Raw genomic sequence first — 23299 nt, forward strand, 5'->3', positions numbered from 1 at the left:
GTTAATCTATCCTTCATTGTTGTTGCGTCTCCACCATTCGTCTATATTCATTTGGTGAGTGACTGGTTTCCTTTTTAAACACTTTGCCGAAATAGCTTTCATCCGCATATCCGCACAGATGCGCGATCTGACCGACTTTTAACGCCGGATTGCTCAGCAGGGAGCGCGCCTTGTCCATCCGAAGCTTGGTAATGTAATCATTAATGGTCGTATCGAATTTCTGCTTGAACAATCGGGACATATATTCGCGGCTCACATAAAAATGTTCGGCCACATCCTTCAGACTGATCGACTGCTCGAAGTTTTCTTCAAGAAATCTTTTGACCAAATCAACAGAAGCCTGATCGTCCCGCTGCTTCAGCTGCTGATTCATCTTCGCCACCTGCTGGAGGTGCGCAGTCAGACTCTCCTCCAGCGCTTTCATTGAAAAGCTGCCCTGCTCATCCCAATAAGACAAGCCACCCGTAACAGGCGCTAACGGCTCCAAGGACGTATTTTTCCGCCAGTCGCGTTCCGCCCGCTCCTGCATCAATTTCAATTCCTTCTCCCACCAGGCAATCTGCTCCCGGTTGACCGTCGCGCTTTGAACAACGGGCTGCAAGAACTGCTGTACGTTGCGCGCGATATGGTCGGTACGTCCGCTCCACAGCGCCAGCTGCAACGACTTCGTTTCATACAGCGAATGCAGTTCCATCTGCGGATATCCCTGTTGTTCGTATACACTGGCGTAAGTGCTGTCAAACAGGTTGCGCTGCTGGATAGCCGTGACGGCCGTGTCGATACAGGCCTTGATCTGTGCCGGCTTCCCGATCGGTGCGCTGATGTAATATTCCAGCGGCAGTTTCAGCGTTTTGCGCACCCTCGTTTCCAGCTTCTCCGTCCAGAAACGGATATCGAGCTGGTCTCTGCAAACAAGCACAATCAGCCCGGCATGTGAAAGGTATCTGAACGCACGTCCTGCCTGTTCCTGACCGGCATACTCATTGACAATGTTCAATATGGCAAAGAAGAGATTGTCCATTCGCTTGGAGAACCATTGTCGTACACGCGGCAGATTTTCGAAGACCGGAATCGCGATAACCCGGAACGGACCCTGCGATGCGGTCAGGCCCAGCTTGTTCCACACCTGTTCCGCTTCCTGATCGCCTACTGGCATTTCGTCCACCATACGAGTCAGCATCTGATCCATGTATAGCGGCCTTACTTCATTGGCATGGATCGCCTCCTGGACTTTTTTGCGCTCCCCTTCCTGCTCGAGCTTCCACTGCTGGACCGCTTTTTGCAGCGTACCATTCAACTCGTCTTCATCAATCGGCTTCATCAAGTAATCAAATCCGCCGTATTGAATCGTCTTTCTCGTATATTCATAATCATCGTAGCTGCTCACCACGAGGACTTTGCATAAGTAGGCATTGTCTTTCAGCCACTTCAGCAGTTCAATCCCGTCCATGTTGGGCATTTTCATATCCGTAATAATCAATTCGGGCCGATGCACCTGAATCATATCGACGGCTTTCATGCCATCTGACGCTTCCAGCACTTCTGTAATCCCGAGCATATCCATTTCCATCAGCAGCTTGATCCCTTCACGCACGTGGGCCTCATCATCAATGATCAGCAGTTTCATGATGCATCTCCTTCCCTGGTCGTCACAGGCAGCGACACCGACACCTTAAATCCGTCAGCCTGTCCTCTGCCGATATGAAATTCCGCATGGTGGTCATAGAACAGTTTTAATCGGCGGTAGACATTGATGAGTCCGATTCCGGAATCTTCCGGACGTTCGAACTTCAGATCATCCTCTGCCAGCCAGATGCGCAGCTTCTCTATATGGGCGTCATCGACGTGCGCGCCATTGTCTTCAATCTCGATATGAATGCGGTCCTTTTGCCCTTTCACCCGAATCCAGAGCATCCCGCCGTCACTGGTCTGATCCAGTCCATGCTTGAAGTAATTCTCGACCAGCGGCTGCAGGGTCATCTTCGGAATGAGAGCCTCCATCAGATACGGATCAGCCGCATCCATGTCCAGTTCATAGGAGAAGCGATCTCCGAAACGCTGCTTCTGCAGCTTCAGATAGGCCTGGATATGGTGCACTTCTTTCTGGATCGTCACGATATCCTCTTCCGCATTCATGCTGTAGCGCATAATCTCCGACAGCGACCGCAGAAGACGATGAATGGGCTTCATGTTGTTTTGCAGCGCCAGCGTGCCGATGGATTGCAGCGTATTATGCAAAAAGTGCGGGTTGATCTGGGATTGCAGCACCTTCAACTGATTGGTCTTGTTCTGCAGCTTCCAGCGATACTCCCGATTGATATAATCGTTAATCGTCTCGACCATCGACTGAAAGGTTCTGCCCAGTCTGCCGATCTCATCGTCTCCAAACGACTTGAAGCGCATTTGCAGGTCGCCCTGCTTGACCTCTTCCATCTGACCGGACAGGATACGAATCGGATTGGTAATCTTGAACGAGACGAACAGCGTCGCCAGCACGACCAGCAGAAGCACAAGCGAACCGATAGCAATATTCATCAGCACGACGGCCCGCGCATCCTCATAAAGGAAATCGTAGGGAATCATCTTGATCAACGTCCATCCCCCGAGTTCCTGCGCCAAGCGGTCATACACGATCACGCCCTGGAAGTCCTCATCCTCCCAATCCAAATATCCGCTGGACGCTTCCTGCCAACCTACCGCCTTGGCCCACTTGGAAGGATCGCCCCCAGTGGCTGAACTGGACGAGATCAGGACATCATCATCGACATCCACCAGATAAAATTGCTCCTGACCCGGATTGAACAGCTTCTTGGTCATTTTGGCAATCTGCCTCGTATCCAGATCGATCGACAAATAGCCGAGAAAAGTGCGATCCGGATAATCGAAAATGGCGCGATGGATCGAGAACACCACCGTGTTGGAATGGTACTCATATTCGGTTAAGCCGTACGTATGCAGCAAATGATTCGATTCGATCAGCATATGTCCAGGCTGTTCCTTGGCTTCGCTGTAGACTGCATACTGATCCGGGTTCATATCTCTCGCATTCATATGATAGGTCTTGGAGGTGGAGAAAGCCTGCTTGCGGCTTTCAATATAGAAGACCACCTGCTCCACATGATCATTAAAATGGGAAAAAGAAGCCAGCATATTGCGTATTTCATCAAAGGACGCATATTCTTCACTCGTGCTCGTCTTCATAATATTCATCAATCTGGAGTTATGGTAAATGGACAAGGTCAATCGATTCATGTTGTCCATATAATTTTCCAGATTGGTCTTGCCCTGATAAATCAGATTCAGATTCTCCTGAATGGAGGTGTCCTTCATCGATTCCTTCGTATGGTGGTATGTCCATACAATGGAGGAACCAAACGGAATGATCGTGATCATCAGCAATAAGGCAATCATCTTGAGGCGAATACTCTTTCTCATAAATTCCGGCATCTGCATGCACCTGCCTGTTCGTCATGATGTAACCCCTCTATCGTAACACATCCCGTAAAATCGTTAACCGGTCCATTTCACCAGGGTGCAACGAAAGGGAGACATCGGTTCATGGCCGAACGAATCCGACCGACTGTCCAGTGACAAAAAGCTCCCGGCCCTGAAAGGACCGGGAAGCCTGCCCGCCTGTGCGATGGATCAACGGAATTGCGCATCATACCCTAGAGCTGAATCCACGATCCCTCTATTGTTTCCGCTTGTCCTGCGATCTTTACTTCTTCAGTTGTTCCCAAGACTGATCCATTTTCTCCAGCATCGTATTGAAGTCATGCTGATCGCCAATATATCCTTGCACGTTATCCGCGAACTGGTTGGCTACGCCATCCGGCCATGTCGGGAATACCCAGCGCAGTGTCTTGTCGTCCTTGGAATATTGAATGACGTCTTGGCTGACTCCCATCGGATCTACTGCATCCATATGGTCAAAAGCCGGAATCATTTTGAACTTGTCGGTGATGTATGCTTTACCAGTTTCCGACATTGCCAGCCAGTTCAGGAATTCCTTCGCTCCGTCCAGATTCTGGGACTGATTGTTCACGACCCAGTTCATTGGAATGCCGACCTGAATCCGGTCTGTCTTGGATTGATCATCATTTAGCGGCACTGGCAGCAGACCCAGGTTCAAATCCGGATTCATTTTAGCCAGTTTCGGCTCCACCCAGTTCCCCTGGTGCATCATGGCTGCTTCCCCTGTCGCAAACAAGGTAAGCTGTGTTTCCATGTCTGTCGTTAACGGACTCGGGTTGCCATTTTCCAGTACGAAATCCATCAACTCGCCAAATTCCTGGAATTTAGGATTCGCCGCAATGGTTTCGGTTCCTTCATTCAGCGCTTTAACGAAAGCTGCCGGATCATCTTGCTGGGCAAAAGCCGCATTTGGCATATGCAAACCGACTACCCACCAGGTAGCAAAGCCATTGGAGAATGGCAGGATACCCGCATCCTGAAGCTTGGCAGCTGCTGCTTTCAGCTCCGTCATCGTCGTTGGCGCCTGTTCAATGCCAGCCTGTGCAAACAGGTCTTTGTTATAAATAAATCCGAAGCCTTCAATGTTCATCGGCATGCCGTACAGCTTGCCATCCAGCATCATCTGTTCCTTGGCAAACGGGAGAGAATGCTCCACCCATGGCTGGTCAGACAAATCGGTCAAATATTCCTTCCACAGCTCCAGCTGCGAAATTCCTTCGACAACAAAGACATCCGGTCCTTTGCCTGCCGCGAACTTGGTTTTCAGATTAGCCAACCAATCCGCACCGCCGCCGACGGTTTCAATGGTAAGATCCACATTCGGATGTTCGGCTTCATACGCTTTTTCCATCTCCTCCATCTCTTCGGCAATCGCTGCCTTGAAGTGGAAGACATGCAGTTCCTTCTTCTCGCCATTTCCTGCGTCTGCTCCGCTGTCAGAGCCGCTGGCTGCGCCATTGTTCGACGCATTATTGCCTTTGTTGTTTGTTGCATTCTCATTGCCGCCGCCACAAGCTGCAACCAGCGAGACGAGCATCACCAGTACCAAAGAAACGATCCAACCTTTTTTCATATTCATGACCTCCCGCATTCATCATTTTATTTATCAATCATTCTATAGGAATGACTATAAATCAACCTTTTAGTGCGCCAGCAGTAATACCCTGAATAATGTAGCGCTGCAAAACGAGATACAACAGGATAACCGGGGTGACACTCATGACCATTGCCGGCAAAGCCAGATCCCATTTATTCATGAACTGGTCAAACAGCTTGCTAATGACCAGCGGAATCGTGAGATACTCCGGACTGTGCAGGATCAGGAGCGGCAACATGAAGTCATTCCAGATCCACAATGAATTCAGAATAATGATCGTAACGGTAATCGGCTTGAGGAGCGGAAACACAATGCTCCAGAACAGTCGCATCGGATTACAGCCATCCACGATGGCCGATTCCTCAATTTCCAGTGGCACCGACTTCACGAAACCGTGGTACAGGAACAGGTTCAGGGAAACCCCGAATCCAAAATACATGATCACGAGACCGTAAATCGTATCGATCAGTCCCAGCGTATTGCCCCACTTCACAAGTGGAATCATCAGTGACTGGAACGGGATTACCATAGCAGACACGAAGATGAAAAACAGAATCTGGTTCGCCTTGCGTTTCGTTCGGGCCATCTTCCATGCTGCCATGGAACTGATAATAATCAGGCCGAGATTACTGAAGAACGTAACCAGCAGAGAATTGCGAAAGGCCGAGGCAAACTGGATCTGCTCCCAGGCAGCCGCATAATTGCTGAACACAAATTCCTTCGGCCACGAGATGGTATGCATGAGAATCTCGGCAAAGCTTTTGACCGAGTTGACAGCAACGAAGTAAAACGGGATGAGGAAGACGAGTGCGAGCGCAATCGCCATGATTTCCAGCAACAGCTTGCTCCAGGAATATCTGGATTCACCCATTACATCTCAACCTCCTTTCGCTTCGTTAACGAGACTTGAATGATCGTGATAGCCGCTACAGCCAGGAAGAAGATAAAGGCTTTTGCCGCTCCGATGCCATAGCGATTGTTGCGAAATGCTTCTTCGTAAATGTGGATCGTCAGCGATTCCGTAGACTGGAACGGACCTCCACCCGTAAGCGCATAGTTGATATCGAAAATCTTGAACGCATGTGAAATGGTCAGAAACAAGCAGATGGTAAATGCCTGTGCGATCAACGGAATCACGATGACACGCAATCGCTGTACACTGTTGGCTCCATCAATCTTGGCTGCCTCCAGCAGGCTCTGATCAATGCCTTGCAGGGCCGCGATATAGATGACCATCATGTATCCGCTTAACTGCCAGGCAAACACGATGACCAGTCCCCAGAAAGCTGTCGATGCATCACCGAGCCACGGGGTTTTCAGCGCTTCGATCCCCGTCAGGTTGCCGAAGCTCGGAAAGCCTTTCGTGAAAATAAAGTGCCAGATAAATCCGAGAATCAGCCCCCCGATCACATTCGGGATAAAAAAGGCGGTTCTCAGCATATTTTGCGTTTTCAAATAGCTCGTCACCAGCAAGGCCAGGCCAAAGCCGATGACATTCGTCAGGATCACGGCCGTCACAGTAAACCGAAGTGTAAATGAGAAGGAGTCCCGGAACAAGGGATCGTCCGTGAAGATATGTGTGAAATTAGATAAACCGACCATATTCGGATCACTGGATACGCCGTTCCAGTCCGTGAAGGAGTAGCCCATCCCCATCACAAAAGGGATGACGACAATCAGGAAGAAAAAGAATACAGCAGGGCCGGTAAAGAGCCAGTACTCTCCGATTTTCTTGTAGTTGGTTTTGGTTTTCATCTGGCTGTTCCCTCCCTTCTTTCTTTTATTATAGAAGTGTGATCGATGTCATTGTACGAACGAAATTGATCTATTCTTGGTACTTTTGTGAATAAATAAAGCGCTTACTTCGGATTTGACTGCGGAGCCTCCTGATAGGAAGGCTCCACTATTTTGCTATATCTTGACCACACGACCGGTTCGCGCTGACTCATAAGCCGCAATCGCAACACGTGTAGAATGGAGGCCGTCTTCTCCGGTAATCGGCATGTCTTCACCTGTTTTCAGGACATGCAGGAGATCGGATACGAGCAGATCGTCCTTGTTGTCTCCCCAGTAACTCCACTCCGCATGACCGATCTCCCCGCTATAGATTTCATTGATTTGCTGGAAATAATCAATGGAAATCGTTCCTTTCGTTCCGATCCATTCGATGGTCAGGTCCCGCTTGTACGGGTAGGGCTCAATTCTGGACCAGCTCGTATCGAGCGAAGCGATCACACCGTTTGCGAACTTCACATTGACCATCCCGGAATCGTCGATATTCAGCTCATCATAGAAGAGCGTGCCGTTCTCCGCGTAGACCTCTACCGCTGGCGAACCGATGACCCAGTTCATGATATCCATTACGTGGACACTGTGATCCAGCATCGCACCGCCGCCGGAAAGGGAGGCATCTACAAACCATCCACCGGGCATAGCTCCCTTGTTCGTTCCCTTGACCGCGACCAGCTCCCCGATTTCTCCCTGATCGATGAGGCGCTTCGCTTCTACGACGGTCGGGACATAACGGTTCGGGAAAGCCGTCATCAGCTTGACACCGTTCTCCTTGCATGCCTCAATCATGGCTTCCATGTCTGCGACCTTCGTGCCCAGCGGCTTTTCACACATGACATGCTTTTTCGCCTTGGCTGCGGCAATCGTATGCTCCGCATGAAAGACGTTCTCAGAATTGATAATGATGACATCGCAATCCGTCTCCAGCAAATCCTCGTAGCGATCAAAGAATGTTACCTGATGGGTGTCACAGATGTCCTTCACGCGCGACGGGTCTGCATCCCATATGCCGACAATCTCTGCATCCTCTCGCTCGATCAACACCTCAAAATAGCTGAATGCGTGCATGTGTGCAAAGCTGAGCATGCCGATTTTGATCTTATTCATCGTGATTCCCTCCCCACTTTACCGGTTGTCCCTGTGCGACGGATGTCAGTACGGCTGAAGCGAGACGTACGGCTTCATCCACATGAGCACGAAGCTGCTGTGCTCGCTCCCCATCTGTCAGGATACCTGCAAGCTGGTCAGCTTCCAGGGCCCGGATGTCCAATCTGGTCGGGGTCACCGCCACCTTGCTGTTGTGTTGTTGGACTTGCATCGTATGTTTGCTGTCATTGTAGCGCAGTACACCTCTGTTACCCGCAATCTCGCCCTTTCTGACTGCTTCACCCGGATAACCGCTACAGACTTCCATATTGACGATGCCCCCTGATGCCATACGCAGCGTAATGAGCATCATGTTGACGCCCGCCTGCTGTCTTTGCATCGCATAGATCGTCTTCACCTCTCCGAGCAGATCCAGCACCATACCCAGTTCCCGAATCATCGCCTCGATCAGGTTAGCGTTATTGTCTGGCATATAACACGTCGTGTTCATGACCCCGAATCGGCCAATCTTCCCGCCTGCAATAGCCTGCTTCAGATCGATAAACCGCGGATCAAACCGGGAGGATGACAAGACCATCACACGACCTGCTGCCTGTTGCCATTGATCCAGTTGTGCTTGTGCCTGCTCCAAGTCTTCGGCAAGCACAGAAGCACAGCGAACATCGACGCCTGAGCGGATGGCAGCCTGTATCTGCTCCGCCATCCCTGATGCTGACCCGCCCTGTACGAGGATGAGCTGCGGTTTGACTTCCTCCAGCATCGTGTTCATGCATGTGTAAGGTGTTGTGTGGCAAGCAGCAGCGGCCTGTTTGGCCACTGCCTCATTTTCATCGTAAATGCCTGCGATCTCCATCCCGTCTACTGCGGCCCATTTATTCAGATTTGCGCTGGCTTCTGCGCCAGCTCCTACAGCTGCGATTCTCATGCTTGCGGCTCACTCCTTCTCATCGAAATATATCGCTTTGCCTGTTCGCGATGATTCATAGATCGCTTCCAGAATCTGAGATACAACCAGCGCCTGCTCCGGTGTCACGACGGGGTCCTTGTCCTCCAGTATCGCCTCGATCCACAGTCTGGCTTCCAGCTCGCCCGGTGGCTGCTGCTGCGTATTGTAGAAATTGACACCCTCGTGATTAAGCTCGATACTCGTCGTATACAATTCGCTGTCTCTCTCTCCGTTCACTCGTAGACCGTCCCACATGTCCGCTCCAGCTTCGGTTCCGCACAGCGTCACTTTCGCAGTTCCTTCCTGCAGCATATTGAGTGCCCAGCTAGATTCAAGCATGATGGTTGCGCCATTCTCCATCGTGATCATCCCGAATGCCGAATCTTCCACCTTGAACTTTTCCGGGTCCCACGGCCCGAAGGGATTCGCCGCATTCGCCCGCTGACCCAGCTTGTGGTAAGAAGTGCCGAGCACAACCTTCGGCTTGTAATTGTTCATCATCCATAGCGTCAGATCGAGCGCATGCGTCCCGATATCGATCAGCGGTCCGCCTCCTTGCACCTCCTGATCGAGAAACTGTCCCCAGGTCGGAACGCCGCGTCTTCGAATCGCGTGCGCCTTAGCAAAGTAAATGTCTCCGAACTCTCCTTTTCGGCACAAGCGGTGCAAGTACTGGCTGTCCGGACGGAAGCGGTTGTTGTAACCGATCGTCAGTTTCTTTCCAGTGCGTTTGGCGGTCTCCACCATCAACTTGGCTTCCGCGACCGTCTTGGCAATCGGCTTCTCGCACATCACATGTTTACCCGCTTCCAGGGCAGCGATTGTGATCTCGGCATGACTGGCATTGCTCGTACACACATGTACCACTTCAATCGCCTCATCTGCCAACAAGTCCATATAGGTTGGATAGATTTTGGCATCCAGACTGCCATATTCATCGGCCGCTTTTTGCGCACGGGCCTGCTCATGATCGGTAAAACCAACCATTTCTACCGTATCCAGCTTGGACAGGCTGGGCATATGCTTCGCATTCGCAATGCCCCCGCACCCGATGATCCCAATCTTCAGTTTTCTACTCATCTGCACTCTCTCCCATCAGATCGATTGTGTATGTGGTTTTACCTTGCTCTGCTTGATTTGCTTCATTTGCTTCATTTGCTTGGACAGGCTTATGCGTTAACAAAAATCGGAGAAATCCAGGCAAACTGATGATTTTTCTGACGAATCTCCACATGATAGACGTCTGTCTCATTCTCTGCCTGCTCGTCTGTCCATTCCCCCTGATACGTATACGCTTGCTCCGGCACTGCACGGTGCACCAGGAATGCTTCGGAATTATGCGGCTGCAAATGGGTGCTGATGCCGCCCTCCAGCAGTTGACCGATTGTCAGAGACATTTCCTTGCCGTTCAGTACAATATGCAGTTTCGAGGACACATCTCCCTCGACCTCCAGAATGAGCGCTGCGGTATGGGCATGCAGGGTCGTTGGATTTTTGAAGCTGGTGCAAGTCCATGACACTTGCTGCTCGGACTGTTCGAGGATCTCATTGGCCAGTTCATTCAGCGTCGGATCTTCCTTCATATCCGGTGACGGTGCCAGTACGCTTCTTCCTCTGAAGCATGTTTCCACATCATGAAGCACGCCGTTTTCCAGGGAAACTTGTCCGTTCCAGATATAACCGTCCTTGGCGTTGCCCCAGCCCATTTCCAGGCGGATCTTGAACTTGCCGGACTGTGGTTTGGACACGTTCATTTCATCGCCATTGATGATTTTCCAAGGCTTGAGATTTTTGTACACGGTGATTCTGTCGATGGTATCGCATCCTCGCACGTCCAGCTCCAGCTTGCGGGCATCTGCTGCCTGAATCTCACTGCCAAATGGAGCCCCATTGATCCGGAAATCTGCCTGAATCTTGTCTCCGGTAATCGCATAGGTTCTTCTCGCCCGAATGGCTTCCCAGATCGCTTCCCGCGTCTTTTCTTCGGCCAGTACAGCGAGCCTGCCATCCCCGTAAGAGCCCGGGTAACCAGCGTGATGATCCGTCGATCCGACGAAGCCGAAGCGATGTCCGCGACGAATCGCTTCAAAGATCGTGCTTCGCGGGTCTCTTGGCCCCATATCGTGATAATACGGATACGGTGCATCCTCCGACATGCCGCAGCCGTGCTTGGAATACACTTCAATAATCGGACTGATCTCCGGATTGAAGGACTCCCAGTTGCCTCCGCGGTAGCCCGGTGTATAACCGACATGATGCGGAACGGCGATGACCTCCTTGCTCCCGAGCTTCTCGATAATGTGAGCAGGAGAATCCCCTTCCATCAACGGAAAGTCATCATGCAAGGAAACAATATGATGATCCCCATATTCACTGGAATGCGCTTCATACCCCTGGAACGTGACAAACTCATGCGGTACATTCGCCTCGGCTACCGTATTTCGTACCTGCTCCCAATGATCGGCCAGTTTGGCAAAGCCCTTTTCATGAAAATCGACGAGAAATTCAAGCTCCTCAGTCCGTTCCGGCATATCATGCCAGGAGGCATGTCCGGTAATGGATACGAAATCCAGCTGACTTTTCGCTGCCTTCAACGCATTCTCCAGACTCCCGTATCCATAACTGATGCCACAATGATTATGCAAATCTCCCCAATACAACTTCATTCCCCATCACTCCTTTTATAAAGTTCACTTGTTTGTAGCTGGTCTATTGCTCGTTGATTGTAGCTTGCCGATCGTTTGACTGGATCGGTTCAGCGCTCATATGCTACTTATCGGAATATGCCGATTCCTCCGGCCACACATCGGTCAGCCTTTCATTTGGACTGATCGCATCCTGCCGATTGACAACGGCCTGCTTCGGCAATGGCACAACCGGGTGATACTGCAGCGGATCTGCTGTCTCTTCCATCCATCGATCCAGGCGCTGGCTCAAATCTTCATAAACCTCCCGATAGTCTTCCTGCTCCCGCACATTGACACGCTCCACCGGGTCCATATACAGGTCAAACAGCATGTCTGAAGGTTCCGTGCCTTTCAGATAACCATGTTCCACCAGAAAATCCTTGCTCACACTGTCATCGATATTCGCTGCGATGCGATGCGCCAAATGGTCATAGCGGCGGATCAGCTTGTATCGCTTGGATCGGATCATGCGCATCGGTTCATAGGCCGCGTGGTAACTCACCTCTGCAAAGCAATGGTCCCGAATCACGTCCACCTCCCCGTTCATGAGAGGCATCATGGACGAGCCCTGCAGCCACGGTGGGGAATCCACACCCAGCCACTGGCAAAAGGTCGGAAAGACATCGATCTGTGATACGAGGGCATCACTGACTTCGCCCTGCCGGTGTCCATCCGGGAACCGTACCATGAAAGCCACCTTAATGCCGGTATCCAGCAAGTTGCACTTCATGCGAGGAAAGGCTAGACCATGGTCGGTCGAGAATACGACCAGGGTGTCTGCTCGGCAAGCGGCACTCTCCAGTGCCCGAAGGACAATGCCGACGCAATCATCCATGCCTTTTGCTGATTCGATATATGCCGCCATATCCGTCCGATTTTGCGGAGAATCATAGAGCGGAAACGGCGGTGTCACATAGTGGGCCGATGCCGGGCTCACTTGTGGAAATTCCCGATGGGTCTGATACAGACCGAGAGAGAGAAAGAAAGGCCGTTCATGCGACTGCTGGATGAAATCGGCCGCCAGGCTGGCATGGTGCCGGTCCATCTCCGCCAGAGACTCGACAGATTGATCGAGTTTATAGGGCGCATTCAGGATCTGGCTGTAGCCGATCATCTCACGGTCTGGCGCTTCGTGCTGAATGCCGCACAGTACCGTATCTACTCCTGCCTTCCTGAACCAGGAGGCCATATGCTGCTCATAGTCATGTAAGCGAAAGCCGCGGTGGGCGAGTCCATTCATTCCGCATGAATGCGGCGACATGCCGGTCATCATAGCGGAGCGACTGGCTGAACAGGTCGGCGCCGCGCTGTACATCTGCCTGAATACCAGCCCTTCCTTCGCCAGCTTCATCAGATTAGGCGTTGGCACCTGGTGACCGTACGGCTGAATATACGTTCCGGTATCATGCGTATGGATATAGATGATATTCACACCTGACCTCCTCGCCTTGTATTTGTTTTTATTATAAAAGTGTGACAAATCTCATCATACGGACAATATTGACGGAAGTTTGGGAATAAAGTGAAGCCTTGCGCCTGGCTTATCAAAGCATAAAAAAAAGAGGACCACATCGAAGTGTGATCCTCCCTTGCCAAGCATATGCCGCCATGACATCCTGATTCAGGATGACTTTAACAGGATAAACAATTGATTGGCCTGCTCTTCATTCAACGGGTCTCAATCTCATTTTGTATCGTGTCCTCTTCAGCCATCCACTGCACAATATTGAATACCACAGAGGCTGCAAGAAGAACGGTTCCCACGATCAGAAGCCTGTTCGATTTCATCTGTATTCCCCTTTTGCAACTGGTATACAGCTATCCACTTTCCTCTTCCTCGCTTCGTTTCACATACTCCATCATATCTCCGGGCTGACAATCCAGCACTTCACATAGTTTATCAATGACTTCTAACGATACATACTCATTCTTGTTGAGCTTTGCCATCGTTGCAGATGATATGCGCGCCCGTTTCATTAATTCTGTTTTCTTTATTTCCCGGTCTATCAGCATTTTTTGAAATGGCTTGTAACTGATCATCCGTTTCCTTCCTCTATTCAATGATTATCAGAGTAGAACTAAACTTTGCTCTTGCCTTTGTCATCTTGCAATCCCTTTCCCTCAAGAATGGACGGTATCCATTTTTCGACTCTTGATGCCCGTGTCTTGGACTGCTTGGGCTGAGAGAAGTGATGCAGGTAGCCGCGCTGTCGCCCTGGCGTCAAAGCTTGAAAGGCTTCTTTCAGTGCCGGATTGTCATCCAGCTGGCGTTGAAATTCTTCAGGCATAGCGTAGTCATTCGTCTGCTTATAGTCTATTTTCAAACCGTTCTTTTCAACGTTGATCGCTTCCAATATGTACGCTTTAAGGACTGGAGCCATCTCTTCAATTTCGTTTGCATGGGTAAAGCGGATTTGCCGCGCTGCCTGAACATGCTCGGTCTGCTGAATCAGCATGCCGTGCGGGTCTTGCAGCAGTGCTCCTTTGTGAAACAGCAGGGCACAGTATGATTTGAATCCATGAATCAGGACGACATTGCTCCCCTCATACGTATAACAGGGATGCATCCATTTAAAATCCTCGGTCAGCTCACAGTCCAGAACAATCTGTCTTAATAATTCAAACTCTTCCCGCCAGTTCTTGGCCTTTCTCAAAAATCCATCGACCTTCGGATTCATAAGACGGTCTGTCACCTGAGAACCTCCTCCTCTTTGTTAGGATTGGCGCTACATACTTTCATGTTTATCTCATCTTATCGCATCGCATCATCTCGTTTATATCAGGTATATCAGGCTTCAGGAGGTAGAACATTCGTCCAGCGCTTGGATGGCTCGTCCCAGCGATTTCAATCTTTTTTCCAGCAGTGTGCGCTGGGGACTGCCCGCTTTGGCCTTGGCATATTGGTTTTCAATGGATGGAAGCAAGCCAGCGATCACCTTTCTGGCTTCTGCTACATCTTGCTGCGTGTATGGATGGGGAGTTACTGGGGGAGATGCATGCCAACTGTTCTCCAGCATCGCCAAGCCGATGCGAATAGCATCAAGCCGCTTCTTCACCAAGGTCGTATTGACTCCCTGTTGAGTCATCCCGGACCAGGCATTCTCCAGTTTACGGATTGTCGATTCCAAAGATTGCTTCGATTCCAGCTTATCTGCATCCGAAAAGGGGTTCATGAGATTTCGTCCTTTCCAAGTTTCTGTTCTATCCCATTGGATATCTCCTTCTCACATTAACGGATTTAACCAATTTTGTAAAAGTGATTTTTGTCTCTATGACCGTCACGTGCACTTGTGTCAGCCAGCCAGTAAGACGGCCCCGATAAACACGAGCTGCAAGAGCGTGCGGGCAGGCAGGGATGGAACCGGTCTGCCGCCTATGGTCAATCCTTCCCTCGCGGCTTTCACATTCGCCGGAAACATGGCAACCAGCAGGACAGCGAGACCGATCGACGCGGCCTGGGAGGTTGCTGAATACAGAAGTCCCAGCGCGCCAACGATCTCCAGCAGGCCAGTAAGGGTGACGATCATACCAGGATTTGGGAAACGGCTGGGAACCATTCTGATAAGGTCCTCTCTTCTTTTTCCCCAATGAGCACTGGCGGTCAGAAATAACATAATTGCCACTGCACCCTGCAAAGAGGGGTGCCAGCCGTCAAAGAACGTCCATCCGATATACCCCATCGCACGGCATACACCAAAACTGATGACCAGTACAAAAAATGGAATCATACATACTGCCTCCTTCTCCTGTCGATTTGTGCATATGTGTATCGTTAAGATTGAAGCGTTTGTGCGATAAAGCGGGCCAATCTGTCTGCATTAAAATGTGTGGCCTGTGCTGAAAATGAAGCGCGCATCCGCATACCGAATCCCAGCAGCACGAACATCTCGGCGGTGGTGTCAGCATCTACAGAGGGCTGAATCACCCCATGCTGCTGTCCGATTTCAATCCAACTTTTCGCCATGTTCAGCAGGGTGTCATAGAACTGATTTAGCACTTCGGTGACTTTGGGGTCTTTTTCCTTGCCGAGCAAATACATCAGCACCTGACTGCTCAGATTACGGGGATCATCCATCGCTTGCAACGCTTCGGTGATCCTCTCCATCGGTCCTGCGAAGCTGCTTCCACCCTCATGGACTTCGTTCAGGAATCGTGTATTGGTTTGTTCAATCTGCTCCCTTAAAATCCAGGCGAATATTTCTTCCTTGCTCTTTACATAGTGAAAAATAGCTCCTTTGGACAAGCCCGAATGCGCCACAATATCTTTCAAAGTTACCGCCTCGCACCCTTTTTGCTTGATCAGTGTTAAAGTGGTTTCGAGTATACGTGCTGTCGTCTGCCTTCTTCGATCTTCCTGCTTCATCAGATATCCGTCTTCCCTTCTGCTTCATACCATTGTTCCATGCTGCTTCCTATCCATCTCCAAGCTATTACATATCCATTTCCAATCCGCCTGATTTTTCGTATTTTTTCAGTTGTTTATTTCAGTTTATTTTTTATTATACATACCGACCAACGGTTTGTAAATATTAGAAGCTGCATATAATGAATACAAAAAGTTTTTTCTGTACATATTTTGCGGCTTCATTCCAATAACTAACTCTAGTTGCCAACGCAAAAACACCTCCAAGTTGTCCTCCACATCATACGATATGGTAGTCTTTTCTTGAAGGAGTTTTAATTTGTCTCACGTTATGGAGTCAACTCAGAGATCGCAGTGCTGTACTAGTTCATCCTTATTCTATCCGAGTCAAAGCCTTCTCTACTAGTCAAGAATATGGAAAATTTCTCTTTTAAATATCTACGGCTTCGAGTATCGGACGTCTATGCAAAACTATAATCATCAATGAATATGATCTCGAACAGATAAACGCAGTTGATGCGGAATATTAAACTTACAAAATCAACGTTGTTCCCATAACCTCAAGATTTCCAAAACTTCATCACAGCTTAGGGCATCAAGATGCGCCAAACTGTTGCGAGCCTTATACAACATGTTGAATGTTCGTTGTTCTTCCTTACTTTGAAAGCCATTCGTTTTAAAATAATAATACCACATATGACGTAGCTCCATATCCTCTGGTTCGCACAGTTCTTTCTCGAATTCATCCAATTGAGGAAGAACGGCAAGTAAACGGTCGTAATATGTTTTGATATAATACTTGCGCATTCGTTCAACGATTGGAAAAACGACATGGATTTGCGCTTCCCAGACGATCGAATCGACGAGCCGAGGTTTATTAGTCCATTGTTTCGCGGTTTCATAATCATCCGATAGGCGCTGGCATAATGTGAGAGGACAATCTAACAGTTCTCGGGTTGCCAGCGCTTCGCATAACTCTGGATCGGTTCCCGTCAGGCGTGAGGCAATTTGCGTAATATAATGGCGCTCCGGATCGGATAACCCAAGTTGATCAGCTACACAATTCGAAGCAAACAACTGTATATCGTATTTAGAAATGTACGAATTCCACTTAAACACGGATACGCCTTTGCGAGCAGAAGTCAGAGGGGTGGAACCGCGATATGTCAGAATAATCAGTCCGCCAGACATCGGGCAGTGTCTGGCATATTCGACGGAAAAGTCCAGCCAATCTTGTCTCTCCTCAATCTGACGGATGATCAGCACTCTGCCTTCCAATACCTGGTTTTTTGCAATAAACGCTGCCCGCGAGCCGTCCATCGGATGATAATCCGCATGAGGCGCGTATCGGTTCATGATCACAGTACTTAGCTCCTGTCCCTCTGTCCAATCGTCCGCAAAACCTTTTTCGAATAACAGGTTGCTGTCGGATTGCATCAGTGCTTCCTCATACATTTGAAGATAGGATTCCGGATAAGGTGCTTCCTCTATAAGCAAAACACGATATTGCATGTTGGCTGATATCGTATCATGCAAATACCGAGCTGCTCCGGAAACATAATTCCACCAGAGAGATGCAATGTCCATGCTCAGTTCTCTCCCGCTTCGCTATAATTGAAAAGATGCTCCCATACCAATTCCTGATTACCAAGCATTTGGAAAAAACTGAACCGGTTGAATACATACTGCTCGGTATCTGGAGTTTCCCTGCTAAAAATATTCAACTCCTCCATTTCATCTAGCAATGCCTTTACGTTTTGAACCGACATCTGATTAATTTTCTCGATGCCGAACTCCTTGCAAATTTGAATGAAATCCGAAGCTGCAGCTCCTTTTCCGATCCCCTTTTCATAATAGTGAAATGCCAATGCATTAGCTAAAATATCATACAAGTTGTCGCTGTCCAATTGCAGCGTAATCTGGAACTTTTCATCAATCTCAGCCAGAAATTCCGATTGCCCAAGCAATGTCTTGATATGCTTCTCGTCTAAAACATACGGTGGGCAATTTCCCTCGCTGTAGTTGCCGTTCCGGTAACTGTCGGCAATCACCTCGATCAGCTTTTGACAGTAGAAGTGAACAAGCCCCGGATAATAGTTCGTCTTGGCCAGGATTAGACTAATGATATCCTCTCCGTTTGAGGCAATCCGGAATCCAAGATACTGCAATGGACGCAACAGCAGATCTCGAGCATCAAGGTACTTCAAAGGTCGAATCGTAATATGACCCAAATGGGCAAGCACGCTGTTTCTACTCAATCGTTGCTTATTGAACCGCACGACATCGCGAAGTCCTGCCAACACGAATTTGAACCGATCGTTATAAGCATCCTTCAGTTCTTTCAGCATTTCAAGCGGGCGGTAATCGTAAGCCTCACAATCAGCAATAAAAGAATCCGCTTCATCGAGCAGAAGCATCAGCTTGCGAATAGGTCGCTCTTGATCAGCCAGCCGCTTGCGCAGAGTTGACGTCAATTCTTCCCATGTCCTGCACGGCTGATTCAAGCTCAGATTTTCAACAAGTTCTTCACTGATTCTGTCAAGCGCTTGGCTGACGTTCCTTTTCTTCAAATCAATATAATACGCATATTTGCCGTTATCCGGATCATGATCTCGATGCTTCGACTCCCTGAGCAAGGCCGTTTTCCCCAACTGCCGGCCCCCGTAAACAAATACTGGACCGTTCGTGTTCTGGATTTTCGCAAGTTCCTCCGTTCGTCCAATAAACATTTCGGAAGGAATAACCCCCTCCGGAATATAAGGCTGGATTTTGCTCGAAGGCAGTGCTGCCATCAGGAAGGCATTTCCCCTCTCGATCTGATTGTAGCCAGCCAAAAATAACGCCATCACTCGATCAATAACTACAATTATTTCTGGAATAGAGCGAAGCTTGATTGATTTGGCTAAAGCTCGGCGCTGCGCCAGTGGCAAAGCATAGTCTAAAATAACAATGGTCGCCGATCCATCATTGGCTCCTTTTTGCACTACCTCATCAAGAATGTTGTCCGCTGTCCGAACACCTGCCATCATTAATACACGAAGGCTGTTCTTCACCGACCGAGTTCCAAACGCTTCAAATGGATGAGGGTATTGGCCGAGCTTGGCGTCCCTGGCTGCTGGGAAAACGTAATATTCATTGTCTCGTTCTGGCTGCTTTTCCACTCTACTGATCTGATCAAACATAAGCTGCTCCATGAATTCTTCCAGCTTCTGCAACTGCGGCTTGTACCATGCACGGATGAATTTTTCCGCGCTCGCCGTATTACGGTTGTTCTGATTTGGAAACAACAGTCGGCGCACCGACTGTTCATAAGTTCGGTATAAGTCTTCCCCTTTATGGAGATTGCACATGCTGTACAGCGTCTGATACTTCTCAATGAACAACGCATGGATGTCCCGATCGTATGAGTCAATCGACGGAGTATCTTTCTGCCCGCTGCCGGCCAGTTGGACATAATCCTCCGCCACAGTCATATTTCGCTTCTCCAGCATGCGTTCAATTTTGCCAAGAATCGGCCACTGCTGCAAGATTTCATCATCGCTCTCGGCTTCATCGCGGTCCGGGTCTCGCAAAATATCACTCTTCAGCTTCTCCAGACGATTCCGCATCGCCTCCATGCGGTCATCCGACCCCCTACGAATTTGCTGCATGCATTCGTCCAGCAGCATTTTGAAGAAACCGACATTTCCCGTTTCCCTCGCATGCTTCTCTGCGGCTTCCGCCATCCGGATATAAGCGTACAATTCATCTTTACTAGCCAACTGTCCGTAATTTTGCGCGCTTTCCACCGCAGTCATGAATTCTTCTTTGTATTTGGTAAATTGCGCATCTTTCTTATTCCTCGTTTCAATCACTTTCGGATCGTGGTCATGAAGTTGAAGCGGCAATTTATCACGGTACCGCTTAAATATCAGATCGTACATGCCCAGATCGTAATTCCGCAGTGACCGTCGGGCCGCTTCCTCCCAGGAAGACAGCTCCGAACTGCAATGGCGGAGAATGCGTTCCCACATACGGTATCCATCTAAAGTTGGCAGATCTTTCAGCCATGACTCGTTCACGATCGGCAAATACTTCATGTCCATTTCAATCAAGCCGGTAAGCAGCAATGACTCGTAAAAAGGATGCGACTGTTCTTCCGTCAGATCGCTGAAGGCATCCCGGAGCTGGCAAACAAGAAGTTGAAGGCAACTTCCACCCGCACGCTCCTCGACTCCTGTATTTTCTTTAAGTTGGTTGAGCACAGCATTCAATAATTCCATCACTTTACGCCGTGTTTTATTCACCGTTTCCGGCGAAATATTGGTCGACCCCTGCCGCAATTCGGATTGGCAGCGGCAAACATAACTCTGTAGCAAAGGTTCTGCCGCTTCACAGAGACGGCTGCGCATGCGGTTTCTCAAAGCGCCCGTCAGTGTATCATTTCTCATGGAAACAGACTTGAAGTCCATCTCTTCCCAATACCGGTCAAGAAATACTTCCAACTTCCCGTCATTTGCCCTGACATTAAGATATTCAAAATCTCCATTCAAATCAGCCTCTGTGAATTGTTGGACGAAATTACGCAGTTCAAATAGAGGCATGCTGAATGCATCTTGCAGTTTATGAGTCAACAAGCCGCTGTTTCCATATAATTCCGTCATCATCGCATGGATTTTCGGATGATTGATTTCGGCTCGAATATTACGCTGAAACACTGTTTGCAACGTTTGTTCAATCTGCCGCTTGCACAGTTCCAATGCATTTACAATTTCGACCTGCCGGGTCACTTCTCCTGATGTGCAATACTTGATCCCGACATGATGGCGTTCGATAAAATTCCAAAAATAGCTGATCAACTGTTTAATCGCAGGATTATGCTCCAGCACTCGACTAGATAGGTCATCGTTAATCTGACGCCAGCGGTTATTCAAGCGATAGTCGTTAGCATTATCAGGATCAAAGAAGATTCGGAGCCACATGGCTGCGTTGAGATAGTCATTCAGCGATTCATCCTCTTCACTGAACGGCAAACTTGCCACAGTATCCGCCAACGAAAACCAATCTTCATTTGTTATCAACGGGTCTCCCAACACAAAAGAGACTTTTCTGCGCAGGACATCGACATCCTCCGAATACTCGGCAACAGAATGCAGCAGAAGCATCCCTTCAGCTTTTCTACCGTCTGCGAACATGGTAAGAGAGGTATTTACAACCTGAACCAGATCAGCCGGTTCAATTGATGCTGGAAGTTGAGGTTCACTCGTTGCTGTCTCCAAAACTAGGGAGTTCATCGACCCCTCTACCATTTCACCAAATTCAGTCATAAATCTAGTTTCTTTCAATAATGTGTCTCGAGCCCCCAGGATGATGTCATTCTCTACAGACGCAGCAGTTTGAATCTCGGTAGCCTGTTCACTGGTAACTGGTTCATCAACAATTTTCTCTTCGACGACCCGCTCTTCAGTTAGCAATTCTTCTTCCTCAGGCAACTGCTCATCAGCCTCCTCTGCCTGTTCGAATGCATTCAACTGGAACAAGGAAGCCAGCGCATCATTTCCTTCACTGTCACCTACGTAGAATGACTCCTTATCGAGGGATATGTAATAGACCTTACACTCGTCTGTAGAAAATCCACTCGCAAAAAATTGGCCAGACTCCGTTGAAGAGACAGCAACTATGGCAATCGAACCTTTAAATTGGAGTAAGGTTTCCGATATCCGTCCCAATTCCTCTCTAGAACAGGTCCTATCAAGCATACCCGGAATAAGCATATAGGTTTGTCCTTGGCGAGATCGAATAATTCGATGTAGGAATGGAGTAATGCATGTTGAAATAATATTCAGCTCCTCTTTCATGGTCTTCTCAAGTTTATTGAAGACTTGATCAAGTAGCTTTAATCTGCTTGTGACGGCTACCACATTGTCAGGCCCCAAGCGAATCCAGTCATCAGACATACGGGAGGTCAGTTTATAATTGGACTGAATCAGCTTCCTGCTGGTTTCTTTGCGGAAGGCTCCGCCACCATATTCGCTGAGCACATAATAGGCATCAGAATCCTCGTCCAAGGTGATTCGATGTTCCACAAGGTACCCCTTTTGAACTAGCTTTTGAAGCACCATTTGAAATTGATCTATCGCACTTGCAGTTTGATCAGTCCCCCACTTTAGCTTTGACTCCTGAAGTAGATCGAGAGAAATCATCCCATATTGATAGATGTAGCCCATCACAAATGCCGGGATCACGGTGCTAACAGCCATTTGTCTAATGTCTCCCTCAAATTGCTTGACAGAGAAGTTGTTTTTGTTAATCTGCTTTTCTTGCAAGATATGTAGCGCTTGACTAAAGTCAATACAAACCTCTACAGGAATATCTATTAGGTTTGTGCAATCCGCTTTCGAGTGTTCCTTCTGCACATCCTGCTCCAACTTATCGGTGACAGATACTATCGAATTATCCGGCCAAAATAGCCATCCATTCGCCAATGCTTCCCGAGTTCCGTAGCTGATTTCCCTTGTAATTCTTCGGTAAATCTCCTGCTTTTGCTCCAGTTCGTCAGGGTCACGCACTAAATCGACCACGATCGAATAAATCTCTGTGATCGAAATTAGTTCCTCACCATCGAACTCCTGCAACAACTTCTGAACCTTGGCTTGTTGAACAATAAACTCTTCCGCTATTTCTTCGTCCTTACATTTAAGAAGTCCAAACAGACGTAAAGATTCCTTCGCTGCTTCTACCTGTGCGGCAAGCGAATGAAATCGTTCTAGTTCATCGATCAACGTGGTGATTTCTACAATCGTTGAAGGTTTACTTTTCATCGGTGATAGCACTGCTAGACATTCGTCCTGTAACTTTACAACTATGTCCATCGCTTCAACAAGGCTAGCGCTGCTTTCGGCAGATAACAGTTGACCGGATTTGACTAGCGTTGTAAGTTCACTCAGATACAGATCGATATTATTGCGACCCTGCACCATTTGATCCAAAAACATCTTTACACTTTCTAGTGAGTTCAAATTGTCTCCCCCTATTTTATGAAGTACCTTAATTCTTCCTGGAACAACTTTCACCTTGACCTGCTAACGCTCACAAAAATATTGCACCACATTTACATAACGTCGCTTTGGCACTGCTATATTTATTTGCTGCAGTAAAGCGTAACCTACGGCATATAAGAGTCATAAAATTTTGATATATCTATTTTGCCTTCGCTAGCTGAACGATTTGGTCGACGGTCTCTGGGTAGACTCGACAACACTCACCAATCAACGTCTCTGTATCATGATCAAGTGCTCGTAACAATACTTTTTTAAAGCCCCTTGTCCGTTGAGGCCGTTTGAATACCCTTGAAG

General features: G+C 48.7%; 17 protein-coding genes. All 17 read right to left on the bottom strand.

Going from position 1 to position 23299, the window contains the following annotated elements; translation table 11 throughout:
- Positions 1–13: 13 nt before the first annotated feature.
- The 17 genes from ACFSUC_RS18925 to ACFSUC_RS19005 all read right to left on the bottom strand — a co-directional run bounded on the left by ACFSUC_RS18925 (position 14) and on the right by ACFSUC_RS19005 (position 22963).
- Complete coding sequence (locus ACFSUC_RS18925; protein WP_379931213.1) at positions 14–1627, bottom strand: response regulator; 1614 nt, start codon at positions 1625–1627, stop codon at positions 14–16.
- Positions 1624–3447, bottom strand: a complete 1824-nt coding sequence (locus ACFSUC_RS18930; protein WP_379931214.1) for a cache domain-containing sensor histidine kinase — start codon at positions 3445–3447, stop codon at positions 1624–1626. The genes ACFSUC_RS18925 and ACFSUC_RS18930 overlap by 4 nt, the downstream gene beginning before the upstream one ends.
- 271 nt (positions 3448–3718) lie before the next feature.
- Positions 3719–5047, bottom strand: a complete 1329-nt coding sequence (locus ACFSUC_RS18935) for an ABC transporter substrate-binding protein (protein WP_379931215.1) — start codon at positions 5045–5047, stop codon at positions 3719–3721.
- A 61-nt stretch (positions 5048–5108) separates the two neighbouring features.
- A complete protein-coding gene (locus tag ACFSUC_RS18940) occupies positions 5109–5942 on the bottom strand; it encodes a carbohydrate ABC transporter permease (protein ID WP_379931216.1) in 834 nt (277 codons plus the stop codon).
- Positions 5942–6826: a carbohydrate ABC transporter permease gene (locus ACFSUC_RS18945; RefSeq protein WP_379931217.1), complete on the bottom strand. Its 885-nt coding sequence runs from the start codon at positions 6824–6826 to the stop codon at positions 5942–5944. Before ACFSUC_RS18945 ends, ACFSUC_RS18940 begins: the two co-directional genes overlap by 1 nt.
- A 156-nt stretch (positions 6827–6982) precedes the next feature.
- Positions 6983–7969, bottom strand: coding sequence for a Gfo/Idh/MocA family protein (locus ACFSUC_RS18950; RefSeq protein ID WP_379931218.1), 987 nt, complete (start codon positions 7967–7969; stop codon positions 6983–6985).
- Positions 7962–8894: a Gfo/Idh/MocA family protein gene (locus ACFSUC_RS18955; RefSeq protein WP_379931219.1), complete on the bottom strand. Its 933-nt coding sequence runs from the start codon at positions 8892–8894 to the stop codon at positions 7962–7964. The genes ACFSUC_RS18950 and ACFSUC_RS18955 overlap by 8 nt, the downstream gene beginning before the upstream one ends.
- Before the next feature lie 9 nt (positions 8895–8903).
- A complete protein-coding gene (locus ACFSUC_RS18960; RefSeq protein ID WP_379931220.1) occupies positions 8904–9995 on the bottom strand; it encodes a Gfo/Idh/MocA family protein in 1092 nt (363 codons plus the stop codon).
- An 89-nt stretch (positions 9996–10084) separates the two neighbouring features.
- Complete coding sequence (locus ACFSUC_RS18965; RefSeq protein WP_379931221.1) at positions 10085–11581, bottom strand: DUF3604 domain-containing protein; 1497 nt, start codon at positions 11579–11581, stop codon at positions 10085–10087.
- Positions 11582–11684: 103 nt separating this feature from the next.
- Positions 11685–13034 carry a sulfatase family protein gene (locus ACFSUC_RS18970; RefSeq protein WP_379931222.1) on the bottom strand — a complete coding sequence of 450 codons (1350 nt, stop codon included), beginning with the start codon at positions 13032–13034 and terminating at the stop codon, positions 11685–11687.
- Positions 13035–13420: 386 nt separating this feature from the next.
- The gene (locus tag ACFSUC_RS18975; protein WP_379931223.1) at positions 13421–13642 is read right to left on the bottom strand and encodes a helix-turn-helix domain-containing protein; all 222 of its coding nucleotides are present in this window, start codon (positions 13640–13642) and stop codon (positions 13421–13423) included.
- A 38-nt stretch (positions 13643–13680) separates the two neighbouring features.
- The gene (locus tag ACFSUC_RS18980; RefSeq protein WP_379931224.1) at positions 13681–14295 is read right to left on the bottom strand and encodes a YdeI/OmpD-associated family protein; all 615 of its coding nucleotides are present in this window, start codon (positions 14293–14295) and stop codon (positions 13681–13683) included.
- Positions 14296–14397: 102 nt separating this feature from the next.
- The gene (locus tag ACFSUC_RS18985) at positions 14398–14775 is read right to left on the bottom strand and encodes a hypothetical protein (protein ID WP_379931225.1); all 378 of its coding nucleotides are present in this window, start codon (positions 14773–14775) and stop codon (positions 14398–14400) included.
- Positions 14776–14895: 120 nt separating this feature from the next.
- Positions 14896–15330: a DoxX family protein gene (locus ACFSUC_RS18990; RefSeq protein WP_379931226.1), complete on the bottom strand. Its 435-nt coding sequence runs from the start codon at positions 15328–15330 to the stop codon at positions 14896–14898.
- A 44-nt stretch (positions 15331–15374) separates the two neighbouring features.
- Positions 15375–15965 (bottom strand): TetR/AcrR family transcriptional regulator, encoded by a 591-nt coding sequence (locus ACFSUC_RS18995; protein ID WP_379931227.1) that lies wholly within the window; start codon positions 15963–15965, stop codon positions 15375–15377.
- A 540-nt stretch (positions 15966–16505) separates the two neighbouring features.
- Positions 16506–17501 (bottom strand): hypothetical protein, encoded by a 996-nt coding sequence (locus ACFSUC_RS19000; RefSeq protein WP_379931228.1) that lies wholly within the window; start codon positions 17499–17501, stop codon positions 16506–16508.
- A 53-nt stretch (positions 17502–17554) separates the two neighbouring features.
- Entirely contained in the window at positions 17555–22963 is a 5409-nt protein-coding gene (locus ACFSUC_RS19005; RefSeq protein WP_379931229.1) for an AAA family ATPase, read from the bottom strand.
- Positions 22964–23299 lie beyond the last annotated feature (336 nt).

It is taken from the genome of Marinicrinis sediminis, from assembly GCF_042685085.1.
GTDB classification, from domain to species: Bacteria; Bacillota; Bacilli; order Paenibacillales; family KCTC-33676; genus Marinicrinis; species Marinicrinis sediminis.

Bases quoted from the DNA above. Each gene is read 5' to 3' on its own strand.
- ACFSUC_RS18925 (WP_379931213.1), bottom strand. From the start codon at position 1,627: ATGAAACTGCTGATCATTGATGATGAGGCCCACGTGCGTGAAGGGATC.
- ACFSUC_RS18930 (WP_379931214.1), bottom strand. From the start codon at position 3,447: ATGCCGGAATTTATGAGAAAGAGTATTCGCCTCAAGATGATTGCCTTA.
- ACFSUC_RS18935 (WP_379931215.1), bottom strand. From the start codon at position 5,047: ATGAAAAAAGGTTGGATCGTTTCTTTGGTACTGGTGATGCTCGTCTCG.
- ACFSUC_RS18940 (WP_379931216.1), bottom strand. From the start codon at position 5,942: ATGGGTGAATCCAGATATTCCTGGAGCAAGCTGTTGCTGGAAATCATG.
- ACFSUC_RS18945 (WP_379931217.1), bottom strand. From the start codon at position 6,826: ATGAAAACCAAAACCAACTACAAGAAAATCGGAGAGTACTGGCTCTTT.
- ACFSUC_RS18950 (WP_379931218.1), bottom strand. From the start codon at position 7,969: ATGAATAAGATCAAAATCGGCATGCTCAGCTTTGCACACATGCACGCA.
- ACFSUC_RS18955 (WP_379931219.1), bottom strand. From the start codon at position 8,894: ATGAGAATCGCAGCTGTAGGAGCTGGCGCAGAAGCCAGCGCAAATCTG.
- ACFSUC_RS18960 (WP_379931220.1), bottom strand. From the start codon at position 9,995: ATGAGTAGAAAACTGAAGATTGGGATCATCGGGTGCGGGGGCATTGCG.
- ACFSUC_RS18965 (WP_379931221.1), bottom strand. From the start codon at position 11,581: ATGAAGTTGTATTGGGGAGATTTGCATAATCATTGTGGCATCAGTTAT.
- ACFSUC_RS18975 (WP_379931223.1), bottom strand. From the start codon at position 13,642: ATGATCAGTTACAAGCCATTTCAAAAAATGCTGATAGACCGGGAAATA.
- ACFSUC_RS18985 (WP_379931225.1), bottom strand. From the start codon at position 14,775: ATGAACCCCTTTTCGGATGCAGATAAGCTGGAATCGAAGCAATCTTTG.
- ACFSUC_RS18990 (WP_379931226.1), bottom strand. From the start codon at position 15,330: ATGATTCCATTTTTTGTACTGGTCATCAGTTTTGGTGTATGCCGTGCG.
- ACFSUC_RS18995 (WP_379931227.1), bottom strand. From the start codon at position 15,965: ATGAAGCAGGAAGATCGAAGAAGGCAGACGACAGCACGTATACTCGAA.